Here is a 17,513-nt window from a genome sequence, read left to right as displayed (position 1 = left end):
CACCCGGGATATTTTCGGCCAGATGAACAGGGGGATCCAGTCATGGTGATGGTGGTGCTTGCCGGTTTGGTCTGGTGTTTCGGGTGGTGGCTGAACAGCCGGCTGGCGAACAGTCCGGCTGCGAAGACCCGCGCGGTGCAGCTGCTGGTGCCGGCCATCTTCGGCATCACCGTGCTGGTGGTCTGGGAACTGCTGGTGCGCGGGCTGGCGGTGTCGCTGGTGATCCTGCCTGCGCCCACGGTCATTGCCGCGCGTTTTGCCTCCAGCCTGCCGATCCTGTGGGAGGACTTTGCCCAGACCATCCTGAAAGGCGCGCTTGGCGGCTATGTGATCGGCTGCGGCGCGGCATTTCTGACGGCTATTCTGGTGGACCGCAGCGATTTCCTGCGGCGCGGCCTTTTGCCTGTCGGGAACTTCGTGGCGGCGCTGCCGATTGTCGGCACCGCGCCGATCCTGGTGATGTGGTTCGGGTTCGACTGGCACTCCAAGGCGGCTGTGGTCGTCGTCATGGTGTTCTTTCCGATGCTGGTGAACACCGTGGCAGGGCTGCGCGAGACCTCGGCCATGCAGCGCGATCTGATGCAGACCTATGCGGCGACATACTGGCAGGCGTTTTTCAAGCTGCGGCTGCCGGCGGCGCTGCCCTTTGTCTTCAATGGATTGAAGATCTCGACCACCCTGGCGCTGATCGGAGCGATTGTTGCGGAGTTCTTTGGCTCGCCCACCGTCGGCATGGGGTTCCGCATTTCGACCAGCGTCGGCCAGCTGGCGCTGGACATGGTCTGGGCCGAGATCGTGGTGGCCGCGCTGGCCGGGTCGGCCTTCTATGGGCTGGTGGCGCTGATCGAGAAAAGCTTTACCTTCTGGCACCCGTCGCAGCGGGGCTGAAAGTTGAACCGTCCCGCCGGCTGCGGGGCGGTTTTTGCGGAAATCTTGCGCGGGGTGCCGGCAAAGGCTGGCCTCATAAAGAAAAAACTTTGAACGAATGGTCAAACCCGGGCAAGCTTCACATCATAATCAATAGGGAGAACGAGACATGAAACATCTGATGACGGCGGCAGCGCTGATGATGGGGGCTGCGGGGGCGGCGCAGGCTGCGGATGACGTGACGCTGCAGCTGAAATGGGTGACCCAGGCGCAGTTCGCGGGGTATTACGTGGCGCTGGACAAGGGGTTCTATGAGGAAGAGGACCTGAATGTCACCATCCTGCCGGGCGGCCCCGATATCGCGCCGACCCAGGTGATTGCCGGCGGCGGCGCCGATGTGACGGTGGAATGGATGCCTGCTGCACTGGCCGCGCGGGAAAAGGGCTTGCCGCTGGTGAATATCGCGCAGCCGTTCAAATCCTCCGGCATGATGCTGACATGCTGGAAGGATACGGGCATTGCCGCGCCTGCCGATCTGGCCAACCGCACTCTGGGTGTCTGGTTCTTCGGCAACGAGTTTCCCTTCATGAGCTGGATGAGCCAGCTGGGCATCTCCACCGAGGGCAAGGGCGAGAGCGGTGTGGAAGTGCTGAAGCAGGGCTTCAACGTCGATCCGCTGCTGCAGCGGCAGGCGGACTGCATTTCGACCATGACCTATAATGAATACTGGCAGGTCATCGATGCGGGCGTGTCCCCGGATGAGCTGATCACCTTCAAGTATGAGGACCAGGGCGTCGCGACACTGGAAGACGGCCTGTATGTGCTGGAAGAGAACCTGAGCGATGAAGCCTTTACCGGCAAGATGGAGCGCTTCGTGCGGGCCTCAATGAAGGGTTGGAAATACGCCGAGGAAAACCCGGACGAGGCGGCAGAGATCGTGCTCGACAACGATGCCTCCGGTGCCCAGACCGAGACCCACCAGAAACGGATGATGGGTGAAATTGCCAAGCTGACTGCTGGCAGCAACGGCGCACTGGATGAAGCGGACTACCAGCGGACCGTGTCGACGCTGATGGGCGGCGGTTCGGACCCGGTGATCACCAAGGAGCCGGAAGGCGCTTGGACCCATGCCATCACTGACGCTGCACTGAAGTAAGCCGCAGCGCCGGATAATCCTTCACAACCCCGCCGGATGTGTTCCGGCGGGGTTTTGCATTCATTGCCTCTAAATTGGTTAAATTTGCAACAAAATTGCACGATAGGCAAAATGCAGCCTAGAGTTGTTCAAATTTGTGTTAGCGTGACCTCATGGGAGAGATGTGCGGACGTATCTCTGAACGGGGGAGGCCTGCTGGCAAGGCTCAGCAGCACTTGTGTCTTTGTTCCCCGGCCGATGCCGCCGAATGCCGGTCCAAGTATTCAGTCAAGGGGCGGTTTGCCCTGCTGGATGTGGGCTGCCGAAGCACTGCCTTGCCGCTGATGGCGCTGTGCAAGGAGGCGCATGTGCGGAAACTGGCGACTGGACGGGCGCAGATTCTGGTTCTCTACGAGCTGGAGCCGCCGGGGCTGGCGGAAGCTGGCGAAGAGCACAGCGATGTCGTGCCGGTTTCTGTCTGCAAGCTGGAAAAGATCACCCATGCCGATCTGCTGCATGCGCTGGCCTCAGGCTTTGATGTGATTTACCTGCAGGCCTGTTCGGCGCTGCAGGGGCGGGATCCGCAGCGGCTGGAAGTGGATCTGGTGCGGGCACTGGGCGGCTTAGGCCGGATCCTGCTGTTCAACGGTGCGGCGGGGCTGGACCGGCGGCTGGCGGCACGGCTGCTGCCGTTTCCGTCCGTTGCCCCCGAGGTGCTGGCGGTGGGCAGCCGCCGGGATACGGCGCGGGCCAGTGCCGCCGCGCTGCTGCCTGCCAGCACCGGCCAAGCAGAGCTGCCGGATCAGGCGCCTTACGGTTCTGTCAGCTTGGATGAGGACCTGTGCAACAGCTGCAACAGCTGTGTCTGGGTTTGCCCGTCAGATGCGCTGAGCCTGACGGAGAACTGCGGCGCACTGAGCTTCGTGGAATCGCTGTGCACGCAATGCGGTTTGTGTGTGTCGATCTGCCCGCAACGGGCGCTGAGCATGACGCCGGGTATGGACCTGACGGCTTATGCGGTGCTGCCGCACCTGCTGGCCGGAGACGGCGGGCAGACGGCTGCCCCCGCGGCCGCCGGGAGTGACAAGGAAAACAGCCCGGCTGAGCCGGTTGCTGCCGCCGGCGCCGGTCTGCCCTTTGCCGATACGGTCATCAGCCCTGTTCCAGAAACCCGCCATACTGGCCGCGTTTGAAGATCAGCCCCTTGCCGGGGCGGGTGGTCACGCGGGCCACTTCACCGATGACAATAGTGTGGTCGCCTGCCGGATGGGCTGCGTGGCGGCGGCAATCGAAACGGGCGATCACCCCCTCCAGCGCGGGTGCGCCCAGTTCATTGGGCTGCCAGTCCGCTGCGGTGAAATCCTCGCCGAAGGCGGCAAAGTGCTTGGCCAGCGGCAGCTGATCCTCCGCCATCACATGGATTGCAAAGTTCTCTGCTGCGACAAAGGCATCGTGGCGCAGCGAGGCCTTGGCCGGGCACCACAGCATCAGGGGCGGCTCCAGCGAAACCGAGGTGAAGCTGTTGACGGTGATGGCCAGCGGGCCGCGCGGGGTCTGAGTGGTGACAACCGTCACCCCGGTGCCGAAGCAGCCGAGCGCATCGCGGTAGGCCCGGGCGGTGTCCGGCCCGGGAATAAAGCTGGTGTCGGCCATCTCGCGCGCCTTTTGTTCGTTCCGGGCAGTGACCTGCCACGCATGGCCGCGATTGTCTACCTAGTTCATGTCTTCAATGAGGCGGCCGTGCCTGCGGGTTTCCTCAAGCACCGCACCAAAGGTATTGAGCCCGCGCGCCTCCAGCATCGGCAGCATCTTGCAGAAGACCTCAGCCGTGGCGCGGGCATCGCCCATGGCGGTATGGCGCAGGGCCGGCGGGATAGTGACATCCAGCCGGTCGCACAAGGCATCCAGCGTGTGTTCCTGCGAGGCGCCGAACAGCACCGCGCTCAGCAATACCGTGTCCAGCACCGGCTGGTCCCAGGTGACGCCGGTGCGTTTGGCGTGGCGGTGCAGGAAGGCCATGTCGAAGGGGGCGTTGTGGGCCACGATCACCGCGTCTGAGGCAAAGCGGTGGAAATGGCGGGCCGCGCTGGCAATTCCGGGGCGTCCGCGCACCATGGCATCGGTGATGCCATGCACCTTGGAGGAGGCCGCGGGGATAGGGCGGCCGGGGTTCACCAGGGTCTCAAAGGTTTCGCCTTCGATGATCCGGCTGCGCACAACCCGCAGGGCACCGATCTGAACGATCTCGTCCTTGTGCGGCAGCAGGCCGGTGGTCTCGGTATCGAACACCACATAGCTGAGGGAGCTGAGCCTGCGGGTGTCCAGGTCCGCGTGCTCTGTGTCGAGCAGCGCAAAATCATAGGTCAGCGGGCGGGCGTCTTCAGGTGCGAGGCCCGCATGGGCGCCTTCGAACAGGATGATATAGCCCGGAGCGCCGCCAAGCGGTTTCAGGAGCAGGTCGAACACCTGGGTTCCGCTGGCGCTTTTCACCTCGGCCTGCACTTCCATGCCGCTGCGCACCAGGCGGCCGTAAGCGGCCTCCAGCCCGGTCAGGTCCAGATAGTCGGACAGCGGCGCGTTCAGGCGCGGCGGAGCCTCCTGCGCCAGCACCGCGGCGGCCTGGCCGTCATAAAGCACGATCTGATGCGCCGGGCTGGCCATTACGGTGGCGATGGGGATGTCGGTCAGCAATGCCGCCAGCCGGGTCTTCTCAGCTTCCAGATGCTCGGTTTCGCGGGCGATCGCCTCTGCCGCGTTCAGGGCTGAGGCGCCCAGCTGGCCTGCCAGCCCCTGCGCCGCAGCGGCGAGGTCGCCCAGGTAGCGGGCGCCATGGGTGTCCAGGTCCTTGCTCACGCCGGCGTGGGCACGGGCGCGCATGCCTGCGGCCAACCGCTCGATCGGCTTGGCGACGTTTTCGTCGAACAGCAGCCAGACACCGGCGCAGAGGCCGAGAATGGCAAACGTGCTGAGCAGGCCGGAAAAGATGAAGGCATCTGACAGCTCTGGCTGCTCTGCGCGGCTGTAGCCGGCCCAGAGCGCGCCTGCGGTCACGGCGATACCGCCAAACGCCAGCAGGCAGAAGAACAGGAAGATCCGCAGCCGCAGTGACAGGCGTGTGTGCATGGCTATCCTCCGCAGGCGGTGGTCAGAATGGCATCATCGGATTCTGCCGCGACCCAGTCCAGCCCCTTGGGCAGCCCGTCGCCGGAAAAAGCGGCTGTGCCTCCGGCCAGCGCGCGGCGCCACTTGCCGCAGTCCAGCACCGCGGCCTGTTTACTGACCGGCGCCCAGCGGCCGAAGAAATAGAGATCCGCCAGAAACACCTGCGGATGCGCGCTGTGGCTTTTCATCGTGGCGGTATCCACTGCGGCGAAACGGTCCACGTAGGGCACCACCTGCGTCCAGGGGCGGTAGAGGCTGCGGTTCTCGATGGTTTCCGCCACGGCCACGCCTTCGGGCAGGGCGGCCTTGGTGCGGCTGTACCAGCCGTACTCAGACGCGATTGTCACGCCGATCATGGCCAGTCCGGCTGCCACGGGTGCCATCCAGCGCGGCAGGCGGCCCTTGAGCGTCCGGTTCAACAGCATCACCACGCCCGCCGTGGCAATGCCCGCAAAGATCACCGCAATCAGTTCCAGAAACATCCCAACTCCCCGAAGACCCCAGGCCTTTTCATCTTTCTCAAAATATTCCCGCCGGAGGCTCCGGCGCCAACGGCAGAACGCAGGTGTCAGCTTAACATGCCTTTGCCGTGCCCGGCTGCCGATTGCATCGTCTTTACAACAACAAAGGCGTCGCGCAGATGACTTCGCTCAAAATCCGAAAGATCCGAAGGCGCGAGGTAGTTGTCCGGTGCCTGAGTGCCGCGGATCTGCGCCGCCTGGTGTTCCAGGCGGGTCTGGGCGATCAGGTCATAGGCGTCCATGAGGTCGCGGGCGCCTGAGGGGCTCAGCACGCCCGCGGCCTCTGCCGCCTCCAGCCGGGCGCGGGTGTTGACCTCGGCCAGCTGCCCCTGCAGCGCGTAGATGCGCCCCAGGTCAACCACCGGCACCACGCCGTTGTGTTTCATATCCAGCGTATTGCGGTGCTCGCCTGAGCGGATGGTGGCCAGCCCACGCAACAGCCCCAGCGGCGGCGTGTGCTTCAGCGAGTTGGCGGTCATATGCGCAGTAAAGATCGAATTGGCGCTGGCGGCCTTCAGGGTTTCCTGCTGCAGGTCCGCAAACAGCGCGGCATCGCCGCCGATCGGGCGCAGGTCGAACATCACCGAGGCCAGCATCTGTGCCTCAGGATTCGGCTTGGCGATCCAGCCGCGGAAATAGTCGCGCCAGACGCGCAGCGGCTGCCGCCAGCGCGGGTTGGAGGCCATCATGTCGCCGGGGCAATAGACGTAGCCGCAGGTGTTCAGCCCGTCGCAGACAAACGCCGCAAGCTGTTCGAAATAGGCGTTGTCTTCCGGCTTCAGGTCATCGGACAGGATCAGGCAGTTGTCCTGGTCGGAGACGCCGGTCTGCTCGCGCCGCCCTTGCGAGCCGCAGGCCAGCCACAGGTAGGGCACGGGCGGTGCGCCCAGTTGCTCCTCGGCCAGCGCCAGCAGGCGGCGGGTGACGGTGTCGGCGATGTCTGTGATCAGCCGTGTCACAACCTCATGCCGGTTGCCGCCCGCCACCAGCTGCACCAGCAGGCGGGGGATTTCGGCGGTGACTTTTGCCATCTCCTCAGCTGACCCGGCGCGGGCGATGCTGGAGACCATCTCGCCGGAGCTGACGGCCTGAAACCGGGTGAGGTCGGTTTGGGTCACTATGCCCGCGAGCCTGCCTGCCTCCACCACCGGGATGTGGCCGATGCCATGCTCCATCATCATGTGCAGCACGTCGGAGCCGATGGCGGAGGGTGCAAGCGTCAGCGGGTTCGGGGTCATCACCGTGCTGACCGGGGTGGAGATGGGTTTGCCGGCGGCGAGGATCTTGGCCGTGAGGTCGCGGGTGGTCAGGATGCCTTGCAGGCTGTCCCCGTCGGTTACGCAGATGGAGGAGATGCGGCGGTCGCGCATCAGCTGCGCCGCACCCTGGCAGGTGAGGCCGCTGGAGCAGGTGACGGGATCGCGCGCCATGATGGTTTCTACCCGCGTGGTGGCGAGGCTGCTGTCCTCACGGCTGCCGGGGCGGCGGCGGTCGAAGAATTTCGCCACTTTCGGCTGGTTGGCCATCAGGGCGTGGAAGTCTGCCTTGGGCAGCAGCAGCAGGATTGTGTCTGTGGTGGTTCGGGCGGAGGTTGCCGCCTTGCCGCCGCGGGTCAGGCCGCGTTCGCCGAAGGAGTTGCGGGGGCCGAGGATGGAAACGGGAATGCCGTTTTCGTCGGTCACTTCCACCTCGCCGGTGTGGACCAGGTAGAGGCCCTGCAGCTCCTCGTTCAGCGCATAGATTGGATTGCCGGCAGCGGCCTCGATCTGGCGGAACTTGGGTGCCAGCTCCTGCAGCAGCGCGGGTTCCAGGCTGTCGTAAGGGTGGACCGATGTCAGGAAGCGGAGCAGCGCGGCTTCAGAGAGGGGCATGGGGATACCTGCATGAGATCAGGAAAAAAATGGCCCCGTCAGTGAAACACCGTACGGGACCATGAGGGAAGAGGCGGGCCGCTGGGAGGCAGCCCGCCCAGGGGGGGTCAGTGGTCCTGTGCCGCGCCTGCGCCGCGCGGGATGCGGACGCTTTCCACCAGCTCTTCGATCTCGGCCGGGATGGCCGCGCTCGACTTGGAGACGATGAAGGCAACTGCGAAGTTCACCATCGCGCCAACTGCACCAAAGGAGGTGGATTTGATGGTGCCCAGCAGCGGATCCGCATCGGTGAAGGAGTTGGTGCCCGGGATGAACAGCCAGCCCTTGTGCAGGAAGATGTAGACCAGGGTCACGATCAGGCCTGCCAGCATACCGGCCACGGCGCCTTTGTTGTTCACCTTGGTGAAGATGCCCATCATCAGCGCCGGGAAGATCGAGGCGGCTGCCAGGCCGAACGCCAGCGCCACGGTCTGTGCGGCAAAGCCCGGCGGGTTCAGACCCAGGTAGGTTGCCACCGCGATGGCTACGGCCATTGCGACACGGGCCGACAGCAGCTCGCCTTTTTCCGAGATGTTCGGATTGATCGAGCCCTTGATCAGGTCGTGCGACACAGCCGAGGAGATCGCCAGCAGCAGGCCAGCAGCGGTGGACAGCGCAGCCGCCAGGCCGCCTGCGGCCACCAGACCAATCACCCAGCCCGGCAGATTGGCAATCTCAGGGTTTGCCAGAACCAGGATGTCGCGGTTGAAGTTGGTCAGCTCATTACCGGCCCAGCCGTTGGCTTCGGCGGTGGCCTGCAGATCGGCGTTCTTGTCGTTGTAGTACTGGATCGCACCATCGCCGTTCTTGTCTTCCCAGCCCAGGAGGCCGGTCTGCTGCCAGGTCGCCATCCAGTCGTACTTGGGATCTTCTTCGATCTGCTGCACGGTCACGGCGCCGCCTTCGATGCCGCCGTTCGGCCACATCATTTCAGTGATGTTCAGGCGGGCCATGGCACCAACTGCCGGAGCGGTCAGGTAGAGGAGCGCGATGAACACCAGGGCCCAGCCGGCCGACCAGCGTGCATCCGCTACTTTCGGCACGGTGAAGAAGCGCATGATCACGTGCGGCAGACCCGCGGTGCCGATCATCAGCGACAGGGTGAAGAGCACCATGTTGAAGGTATCGGCGTGATGCGCGGTGTATTCGTTGAAGCCCAGCTCGGTCACGATGGCGTCCAGCTTGGCCAGCAGCGGCTCGCCGCTCGCGGCGTGGTCGCCGAACAGGCCGAGCGCCGGGATCGGGTTGCCGGTCAGCTGCAGCGAGATGAAGATGGCCGGGATGGTGTAGGCCATGATCAGAACGCAGTACTGGGCCACCTGGGTGTAGGTCACGCCCTTCATGCCGCCGAACACGGCGTAGGCGAACACCACACAGGCGCCGATCAGCAGGCCTGCGGTGTTGGAAACCTCCAGGAAGCGGCCGAAGGCCACGCCGACGCCGGTCATCTGGCCGATCACGTAAGTGGTCGAGGCGACGATCAGGCAGATCACAGCCACCACGCGCGCGGTCGGGGAGTAGAACCGGTCGCCGATGAACTCCGAGACGGTGAATTTGCCGAACTTGCGCAGGTAGGGTGCCAGCAGCAGTGCCAGCAGAACGTAGCCGCCGGTCCAGCCCATCAGGAAGGTGGAGTTGTCATAGCCGGTAAAGGCAATGAGGCCCGCCATCGAAATGAAGGAGGCCGCCGACATCCAGTCGGCTGCGGTGGCCATGCCGTTGGTGACGGGGTGAACCCCCCGGCCGGCGGCATAGAATTCAGATGTGGAGCCCGCGCGGGCCCAGATCGCGATGCCGATGTAAAGCGCGAAGGATGCGCCCACAAACAGCAGGTTGATGGTAAACTGGTCCATCTTATTCTTCCTCCACGCCGTATTCGCGGTCCAGCTTGTTCATCCGGAACGCGTAGAAAAAGATCAGCCCCAGGAACACCAGGATCGAGCCTTGCTGGGCGAACCAGAAGCCCAGGTCGCTGCCGCCGATCTTGATGCCTGCCAGCATCGGGCGCAGCAGGATGCCGAAGCCGAATGAAACAACAGCCCAGATGATCAGGCTGACGATGATGATGCGCACGTTGGCCGCCCAATAGCCCTTGTCGGCTTCGGCGGTGCTTGCCGCATTTGTGGTATGGTCCGCCATGGCGGCTCCTCCTTCTCCTCCATGCCTGCCAGGCGGGGTTGCCGGGCAGACTCTCTCCGTTTGCCTGCTGCCGGGTTCACGGGCGTGCAGGCATGACTCCTCCGGTCCGCCAAGGCGGTGCCGATGGGTATTCCAATGTCCGGGGGACGGGGTCCTGCGGGTTAAACGCAGGCCCCGTTTCTTGTTCGTTAGCTGGTGGCCTCGGTCACGATGGCCGCCATGTCCTGGGCGATGTCGTCGATAACGCCCATGGCATCTGTGGTCTTCAGAACGTCCTTGCCGCCGTAGTAGGCAATCAGCGGCGCGGTCTGCGCGTGATAGGCCACCAGCCGGCTGGCAACGGTTTCTGCATTGTCATCGGCGCGGCGCTTCATTTCGGTGCCGCCGCATTTGTCGCATTTGCCGGCCTCGGCGGGCTGTTTGAAGCTGTCGTGGTAGCCCTCGCCGCAGCCGCCGCAGGTGTAGCGGCCTGAAATCCGCTCGACCATGGCCGCGTCGTCCACCTCCAGGCTGATCGCGGCGTTGATCTTCTGGTTGGTTTCCGCCAGCAGACCGTCCAGCGCCTCGGCCTGAACGGTGGTGCGGGGGAAGCCGTCTAGGATCACGCCCTTGGTGCAATCGGGCTCTGCCAGGCGGTCGCGCAGGATGTTGATCACGATCTCGTCGCTGACCAGCTGGCCTGCCTCCATCACCGCTTTGGCGGCAAGGCCTGCAGGGGTGCCCGCGGCAACCGCCTCGCGCAGCAGGTCGCCGGTCGACAGCTGCACATAGCCGAATTTTTCCTCAAGCATCCGCGCCTGGGTGCCCTTGCCGGCGCCCGGAGGCCCCAGCAGGATCAGAACGGCGGGACGGGTCATGACTGCCATATTCATTGTTCAATCACCCCTTGTTCGCACGGTTTTCGATCAGGTCTTCGACCACCGACGGATCGGCGAGGGTCGAAGTGTCGCCCAAGCTGCCGAAGTCGTTCTCGGCGATCTTGCGCAGGATACGGCGCATGATCTTGCCCGAGCGGGTTTTCGGCAGGCCCAGGGCCCATTGAATGACGTCCGGGGAGGCAATCGGGCCGATTTCAGTGCGGACCCAGGTGCGCAGTTCCTTCAGCAGGTCGTCCGATGGCTCGCGGTCGTTCATCAGGGTCACATAGCAGTAGATGCCCTGGCCCTTGATCTCATGCGGGTAGCCGACCACGGCAGCCTCGGCCACGGCGGCGTGGGCCACCAGTGCGCTTTCAACCTCAGCCGTGCCCATGCGGTGGCCGGAGACGTTGATCACGTCATCGACGCGGCCGGTGATCCAGTAATCGCCATCCTCGTCGCGGCGGCAGCCGTCGCCGGTGAAATAGTAGCCCTTGTAGTCGGAGAAATAGGTTTTCTCGAAGCGCTCATGATCGCCCCAGACGGTGCGCATCTGGCCCGGCCAGCTGTCCTTGATGCACAGCACGCCTTCGACGCCGTTGCCTTCGATCTCGAGGCCCGACTGCGGGTCCAGCACCACTGGCTGGATGCCGAAGAATGGCTTCATCGCCGCACCCGGTTTCATCGCGTGGGCGCCCGGCAGCGGGGTCATCAGGTGGCCGCCTGTCTCGGTCTGCCACCAGGTGTCGACGATCGGGCATTTGCCCTTGCCGACGACCTCGTTGTACCAGGTCCAGGCTTCCGGGTTGATCGGCTCACCCACGGTGCCGAGAGTGCGCAAGGACGACAGGTCGCATTTCTCGACGAACTCAGGACCCTGGCCCATCAGCGCGCGGATCGCGGTGGGGGCGGTGTAGAACTGGTTCACCTTGTGCTTTTCGCAGACCTGCCAGAAGCGCGAAGCGTCCGGGAAGGTCGGCACGCCCTCGAACATCAGCGTGGTGGCGCCATTGGCCAGCGGCCCGTAGACGATATAGCTGTGGCCGGTCACCCAGCCCACGTCGGCGGTGCACCAGTAGATGTCGCCGTCATGGTAATCAAAGGTGATCTCATGGGTCATCGCGGCATAAGTCAGGTAGCCGCCGGTGGTGTGGACCACGCCCTTGGGCTGGCCGGTGGAGCCGGAGGTGTAGAGGATGAAAAGCGGATCCTCGGCGTTCATCTCGGCGGGCGCGCAATAGTCATCCGCTTCCAGCGCCATTTCGTTGTAGTCGTGGTCGCGCCCGTCGACCCAGGTGGTCTGGCCGCCGGTGCGCTTAACCACCAGGCATTTCACGGAGTCCTTGGTGTGCAGCAGCGCGGCATCGGCGTTCGACTTCAGCGGTGTGTTGCGGCCGCCGCGCGGGGCCTCATCAGCGGTGATCAGAACTTTGGCGTCGCAGCCGTTGATGCGGGCTGCCAGCGCGTCGGGGGAGAAGCCGGCAAAGACGATGGAATGAATGGCGCCGATACGGGCGCAGGCCAGCATGGCATAGGCCGCTTCGGGGATCATCGGCAGATAGATCACCACCCGGTCGCCTTTGCGGACGCCCATAGATTCCAGGATGTTGGCCATCCGGCAGGTGCGGCGGTGCAGCTCCTTATAGGAGATATGCTGGGCCTCGTCCTCCGGGTTGTCCGGCTCCCAGATGATCGCGGTCTGGTCACCGCGGGTTTCCAGGTGGCGGTCGATGCAGTTGGCAGACACGTTCAGGGTGCCGTCCGCGTACCAGTTGATCGAGACGTTGCCGAAGCCGTAGTTCACGTCCTTCACCTGGGTGAAGGGCTTGATCCAGTCGATGCGCTTGCCCTGTTCGCCCCAGAACCCTTCGGGATCGGACAGCGAGGCCTCGTACATCTCCTGATACTTGGCGGCATTCACATGCGCGCGGGCAACGGTTTCATCCGACGGCGGATAGACAGCGTCTGCGTGCAACGCGTTCATTCGGTTTCCTCCCAGAATTTTATTGGCAAGACAAACGACAACGCTGTGCCGTGGCTGTCAAACCGTTTCCTCCTGGGGCCAGATAATACCGCAGCCTGAAAATTTGTGAATAAAATGCCGGTATCAAAGGATTTATCTGTAAACGAATTTCAAGACTTCGGTTGAAATTGAAAACAAATTTGCATGCAGGCGCATACTGCCGCTTGTTTTTATGGCTTTTTCTGTAAATTGAGCGGGGCAGCATTTGGGCTGTCATAGTGTTGCAAGAGCCCGGGAGCGGCGACCTGCCGCAGGCCGGGGCGGGCGGCAGCCTGCGGCATATTGTGCCTCCGCCGCAAAAATCCCGGGCTGATGGGCGCGCGCGAGTCGCTGCGTCACCTTCGCAGCCGGGGGGCTTGGCAGGGCGCATCCCTGCCGCTAGCCTGACGGACAAGCGTCCAGGCCGGATTTCCTTTTGCCGGCAGCCACAAGGGCGCAATTCGGGAGAGTTACATCATGAACAGATTTCTGACTGCCGCTGTGGCGGCTGCTGCGGGTTTTGCCATCGCCGGGGAGGCTGCGGCCACCGAGTGGAATGTGTCCCTGTGGGGCAAACGCCGCGCCTTTACCGAGCATGTGGAGAAGCTGGCGGAGCTGGTCTCCGAGAAAACCGGTGGCGAGTTCACCCTGAACATCAGCTATGGCGGGCTTTCAAAGAACAAGGAGAACCTCGACGGTATCTCCATCGGCGCCTTCGAGATGGCGCAGTTCTGCGCCGGCTACCACCGCGACAAGAACCCGACCATCACCGTGCTGGAACTGCCGTTCCTGGGCGTGAACACGCTGGAAGAAGAGGTCGCGGTCAGCCACGCGGTCTATGGCCACCCGGCTGTGCAGGCGGATCTGGCGCGCTGGAACGCTAAGCTGCTGATGACCTCGCCGATGCCGCAGTACAATATCGTCGGCACCGGTGAGCCGCGCGACGAGCTGGCGGAGTTCAAGGACATGCGGGTGCGCGCCACCGGCGGCATCGGCCAGGCGTTCTCTGCCGTGGGTGCGGTGCCGACATCCGTGACCGCAACCGAGGCCTATAACGCGATGGAATCCGGTGTCGTTGACACTGTCGCCTTTGCCCAGCATGCGCATCTAAGCTTTGGCACCATTAACAAGGCCGACTGGTGGACCGCGAACCTGAACCCCGGCACAGTGAACTGCCCGGTGGTGGTGAACACCGATGCCTATGACGCCCTGAGCGACGCCGAGCGCGAAGCGCTGGACAGCTCGGTCGAGGAGGCGATTGCCCACTACCTGGAGAACTACGGCGCGCTCTTGACCAAATGGGACGGTGTTCTGGCCGAGAAGGGCGTCGAAAAGGTGATGATCTCCGACGACCAGCTGGCCGAGTTCCGTAAGGTGGCCGCCGACCCGATCCGCGCCAAGTGGATCGAGGATATGAGCGCCCAAGGCCTGCCTGCGCAGGAGCTCTATGATCTGGTGCAGAAAACCCTGAGCGACGTGCGCTCGGGCAGCTGAGCCTGACAGAACGGGAAGGGGCCGGGCAGAACAGCACCGGCCCCTTCTTGTCTTTGACGATACGGAAATGATGGGGGCAGGGCATGGCAGGCAGCGCGGCGGTGCTGGAGGATGGCAGCCTGATCAGCAGGCTGGACAGAAGATTGCTGAAGGCGGAACAGCTGCTGGCACTGCTGAGCGGCTTGGCGGTGTTCTCCCTGATGATCCTGGCGGTGGTTTCGGTCGGTGGGCGCAACGCGGCCAATGCGCCCTTGCCCGGCTATGTCGACTGGATCGAGCAGATCATGCCGCTGATTGCCTTCATGGGCATCGCCTATGTGCAGCGCCAAGGCGGCCACATCCGCATGGACATTTTCATCGGCGCCCTGAGGGGCCGTGCGCTTTGGCTGTTCGAACTGGTCTCGGTGGTGCTGATTCTGCTGCTGATGCTGGCGCTGGTCTGGGGCAGCTGGTCGCATTTCCTGCGCTCCTTCGACTTCGCCGCGCCGCTCTGGAGCCGCGACAGCTCCATCGACATTGGCCTGCCGATCTGGCCCGCCAAGCTGCTGGCGCCGGTGGCCTTTGCGGTGCTGGCCCTGCGGCTGTTGCTGCAGGTCTGGGGCTACGGGCGGGCGCTGGTGCTGGGGCTGGAGGCGCCGGTGGCGGTGCCGCTGATCCAGAGCGCGGCAGAGCAGGCGGCGGCTGAAGCAGACCAGATGCAGGGCCATGACACAAATGGCAGCGGGCAGGGGTAAGGCAGATGGAACCGATTGAAATCGGCCTGTGGGTCACGGGCGGCTTGCTGGCCATGGTGGTCCTGGGGATGCGGGTCGCCTTTGCTGCCGGCATGGCGGGACTTGCGGGCCTCATCTGGATCTTCTGGGCCAAGTTCGGCTATGATCCGGCGCGCTTTGGCAAAGCGCTGACCATTGCGGTCAAGACCGCTGGCCAGGTGCCGCATTCAAAGGTCTCCAGCCAGGCGCTGTCACTGATCCCCACGTTCATTCTGATCGGCTATCTCGCCTATTACGCAGGCCTGACCCGCGCCCTGTTCGTGGCAGCCAAACGCTGGATCGCCTGGCTGCCTGGCGGGCTGGCGGTCTCCACCGTCTTTGCCACTGCTGGCTTTGCCGCGGTGTCGGGCGCTTCCGTGGCGACCTCTGCCGTTTTTGCCCGGATCGCCATCCCGGAAATGCTGGCAATCGGCTATGACAAGCGCTTTGCCGCCGGTGTGGTGGCGGCGGGCGGCACCCTGGCATCGCTGATCCCGCCCTCCGCCATTCTGGTGATCTACGCCATCATCGTCGAGCAGGACGTGGGCAAGCTGCTGCTGGCAGGCTTCATCCCCGGTGCGTTTTCCGCCGTAATCTACGGCCTGCTGATTGTGGGCATTGCAGTGGTCTTCAAATCCGTCGGCCCGCCGGTCAAGGGGTTCACTTGGGGTCAGCGCTTTGCGGCGCTGCCCGGTGCATTGCCCATCGTGCTGGTGGTCGTGATCATCATCTGCTTTGTCTACAACCCGTTTGGCGGCGATGCCTGGGGCACCCCGACCGAAGGCGGCGCCATCGGGGCCTTCATCGTGTTTCTCTATGCGCTGAAGGAAGGGATGAAATGGGCGGAGCTGAAGTCGGCGCTCTTGGAAACTGCCAAGCTCACCGTGATGATCTTCACCATCATCTGGGGCGTCCTGATCTATGTGCGATTCCTCGGCTTTGCGGATCTGCCGGGGGCGTTTTCGGACTGGATCACCTCTCTGGAAATGTCGCCTATGCTGATCCTGATCTGCATCCTTTTGGCCTATGCGGTGCTGGGCATGTTCATGGACGCGATTGGCATGCTGCTCTTGACCCTGCCGGTGGTCTATCCGGCAGTGATGGCGCTCAATGGCGGTGAAAGCGTTGCCGCGGCGGACAGCGCCTTTGGCATGAGCGGCACCATGTGCGCGATCTGGTTCGGTATCCTGGTGGTGAAAATGGCCGAGTTCTGCCTGATCACCCCGCCCATCGGCCTCAACTGCTTTGTGGTGGCGGGCGTGCGCGAGGATCTGAGCGTGCAGGACGTGTTCCGGGGGGTGACGCCTTTCTTCATTGCGGATGCGGTAACAATTGCGCTGTTGGTCGCCTTTCCGGGGATTGTGCTCTACCTGCCATCCTTGGCCGGGTAGGAAAGGGTGTGACAGGGATCGGCGCTCAGGGCTCACCAAAGCAGATACGCGCTTCAAACCCGCCTTCACATGATCCCTTCCTGCCAGTTCCAGCTGCCGGCCCCAAGCAAAACAGCCGTATCCCCGCCTTGGGGCGGGGCCCCGCGGCGGTTTCCCTTGATCCCGTCCCCTGGCCCCGGCTGTCTGTGCTCACGCGAAGGCGGCTCCGAAGCAGATCGGCTTGGCAGCGGGCTGCACAGCGCCTATATGGCGCGGCATGAGAGATTTTGCCCCCCTGCACCAGGCCGCGCGATTGAGCGTTGCGCCGATGATGGATTTGTGCGACTGGAGGTAAATTATTGTTTTGCAAGTATTTTCAAGGGGTGATTTCGGCGCGTAGCACATATGTAGCAATCGTCCCTACCTGATGGTGAAGCCGTGCTTCACGTGTTTGATGATGCCGCATTCTTGGTTCTTCGACAAGCGAGGGCGCCGAGCCAAAACCATATGTCGTTGATTGGCGTTTTGCCGATCCCGGTCGCAGAATGTCCCTTTTATCCGGGGGCAACCTATGGAAACATCCCAAAGATCCATATCAAGACGATTTCAAAGAAAGACTACACTGGCAAATTCTCGATCGCCTTTACCCAACTTTGGACCTTCTTCGGGTGAAAGGATTCCTCCTTTTCTCCTCCGCATCCACAAGCTGGGGCATGTCGACATTTTCAAGAAGGGCCCGGATTCAAGTCTTGATCAGATTGTTCGGCGATGGATGAAAGTCAGCAGCGCATTGTTGGCCAACCAGGTGGAAACCATATTTGACGACACGCTCAACTGCCTTGCCGAATTGGCTCAGATGGAACTTGAACTTCCAGGAACCTTTCCTGGTATTGAAGCAATGCGTCCGTTCCTCAGACCACATCCTGTCGGAAAACTCCCAGGGCTCACTCCCTGGCCGGCGACGCGCCACCTCTATGTGCCCGAGGATTACGAAGATCTTCGAGAGATGATGGCAAGCCAACCCATTGGGGTCACCGCAGTAAAAAATCACAAATTCCTCGACTATCTTCGTCTGGGGGAAACTGATGGAGATGTCAGCGAAAGTTTTGATCTGAAGGCTCTACAAGAGCATCTCTACAGTGATGAGGCTGACAATCATGATGATGGGTTCATTGATTTAACAGGCTGCTGAAATAGTTGTTGAGCCGGAACGCTTTCCCGTGATCCGGTCCGGTTCGACGGATGTGTCATGCCTGTCGATGCGTCTGCGTATCGCTCCTGGTTCCATCTTTCCCTTCACGCCC

15 protein-coding genes are annotated in these 17,513 nt (G+C 63.1%); 7 read left to right on the top strand and 8 right to left on the bottom strand.

The window, feature by feature from the left end; genetic code table 11:
• The first annotated feature begins 42 nt into the window (after nucleotides 1-42).
• The 3 genes from N6L27_RS19795 (at nucleotide 43) to N6L27_RS19785 (ending at nucleotide 3,195) form a co-directional block, all read left to right on the top strand.
• Nucleotides 43-888 carry an ABC transporter permease gene (locus N6L27_RS19795; protein WP_271909154.1) on the top strand — a complete coding sequence of 282 codons (846 nt, stop codon included), beginning with the start codon at nucleotides 43-45 and terminating at the stop codon, nucleotides 886-888.
• A 148-nt stretch (nucleotides 889-1,036) separates the two neighbouring features.
• On the top strand, nucleotides 1,037-2,023 hold the full coding sequence (locus N6L27_RS19790; RefSeq protein WP_271909152.1) for an ABC transporter substrate-binding protein: 987 nt from the start codon (nucleotides 1,037-1,039) through the stop codon (nucleotides 2,021-2,023).
• A 323-nt stretch (nucleotides 2,024-2,346) separates the two neighbouring features.
• Entirely contained in the window at nucleotides 2,347-3,195 is an 849-nt protein-coding gene (locus N6L27_RS19785; protein ID WP_271909150.1) for an ATP-binding protein, read from the top strand.
• On the opposite strand, the gene N6L27_RS19780 is transcribed toward N6L27_RS19785, so the two are convergent.
• The 8 genes from N6L27_RS19780 to acs form a co-directional block, all read right to left on the bottom strand.
• On the bottom strand, nucleotides 3,155-3,655 hold the full coding sequence (locus tag N6L27_RS19780) for a flavin reductase family protein (protein ID WP_271909148.1): 501 nt from the start codon (nucleotides 3,653-3,655) through the stop codon (nucleotides 3,155-3,157). The genes N6L27_RS19785 and N6L27_RS19780 overlap by 41 nt on opposite strands.
• A 60-nt stretch (nucleotides 3,656-3,715) precedes the next feature.
• Nucleotides 3,716-5,125: a 3'-5' exonuclease gene (locus tag N6L27_RS19775; protein WP_271909146.1), complete on the bottom strand. Its 1,410-nt coding sequence runs from the start codon at nucleotides 5,123-5,125 to the stop codon at nucleotides 3,716-3,718.
• 2 nt (nucleotides 5,126-5,127) lie between these two features.
• On the bottom strand, nucleotides 5,128-5,646 hold the full coding sequence (locus N6L27_RS19770; RefSeq protein ID WP_271909145.1) for a hypothetical protein: 519 nt from the start codon (nucleotides 5,644-5,646) through the stop codon (nucleotides 5,128-5,130).
• An 86-nt stretch (nucleotides 5,647-5,732) separates the two neighbouring features.
• A complete protein-coding gene (locus N6L27_RS19765; protein WP_271909144.1) occupies nucleotides 5,733-7,556 on the bottom strand; it encodes a DUF294 nucleotidyltransferase-like domain-containing protein in 1,824 nt (607 codons plus the stop codon).
• A gap of 107 nt (nucleotides 7,557-7,663) precedes the next feature.
• The gene (locus N6L27_RS19760) at nucleotides 7,664-9,448 is read right to left on the bottom strand and encodes a sodium:solute symporter family protein (protein WP_271909142.1); all 1,785 of its coding nucleotides are present in this window, start codon (nucleotides 9,446-9,448) and stop codon (nucleotides 7,664-7,666) included.
• A 1-nt stretch (nucleotide 9,449) separates the two neighbouring features.
• On the bottom strand, nucleotides 9,450-9,734 hold the full coding sequence (locus N6L27_RS19755; protein ID WP_271909140.1) for a DUF4212 domain-containing protein: 285 nt from the start codon (nucleotides 9,732-9,734) through the stop codon (nucleotides 9,450-9,452).
• 188 nt (nucleotides 9,735-9,922) lie between these two features.
• The gene (locus N6L27_RS19750) at nucleotides 9,923-10,606 is read right to left on the bottom strand and encodes an adenylate kinase (RefSeq protein WP_271909138.1); all 684 of its coding nucleotides are present in this window, start codon (nucleotides 10,604-10,606) and stop codon (nucleotides 9,923-9,925) included.
• Nucleotides 10,607-10,613: 7 nt separating this feature from the next.
• Nucleotides 10,614-12,575 carry an acetate--CoA ligase gene (gene acs, locus N6L27_RS19745; RefSeq protein ID WP_271909136.1) on the bottom strand — a complete coding sequence of 654 codons (1,962 nt, stop codon included), beginning with the start codon at nucleotides 12,573-12,575 and terminating at the stop codon, nucleotides 10,614-10,616.
• Between the two features lie 495 nt (nucleotides 12,576-13,070).
• Here acs and N6L27_RS19740 point away from each other — a divergent pair, with 495 nt between their 5' ends.
• The 4 genes from N6L27_RS19740 (at nucleotide 13,071) to N6L27_RS19725 (ending at nucleotide 17,401) form a co-directional block, all read left to right on the top strand.
• Nucleotides 13,071-14,087: a C4-dicarboxylate TRAP transporter substrate-binding protein gene (locus tag N6L27_RS19740; protein WP_039182416.1), complete on the top strand. Its 1,017-nt coding sequence runs from the start codon at nucleotides 13,071-13,073 to the stop codon at nucleotides 14,085-14,087.
• A gap of 83 nt (nucleotides 14,088-14,170) precedes the next feature.
• A complete protein-coding gene (locus N6L27_RS19735) occupies nucleotides 14,171-14,821 on the top strand; it encodes a TRAP transporter small permease subunit (RefSeq protein ID WP_271909135.1) in 651 nt (216 codons plus the stop codon).
• Between the two features lie 5 nt (nucleotides 14,822-14,826).
• Nucleotides 14,827-16,230 (top strand): TRAP transporter large permease, encoded by a 1,404-nt coding sequence (locus tag N6L27_RS19730; RefSeq protein ID WP_271909133.1) that lies wholly within the window; start codon nucleotides 14,827-14,829, stop codon nucleotides 16,228-16,230.
• A 751-nt stretch (nucleotides 16,231-16,981) separates the two neighbouring features.
• Nucleotides 16,982-17,401, top strand: a complete 420-nt coding sequence (locus tag N6L27_RS19725) for a hypothetical protein (RefSeq protein WP_271909131.1) — start codon at nucleotides 16,982-16,984, stop codon at nucleotides 17,399-17,401.
• Nucleotides 17,402-17,513: the final 112 nt, after the last annotated feature.

The organism is Leisingera sp. SS27 (genome assembly GCF_028368855.1).
Taxonomy (GTDB): Bacteria; Pseudomonadota; Alphaproteobacteria; order Rhodobacterales; family Rhodobacteraceae; genus Leisingera.
The sequence above is the reverse complement of the archived record's forward strand: the minus strand, read 5'-3'. Positions and strand labels throughout refer to the sequence as shown.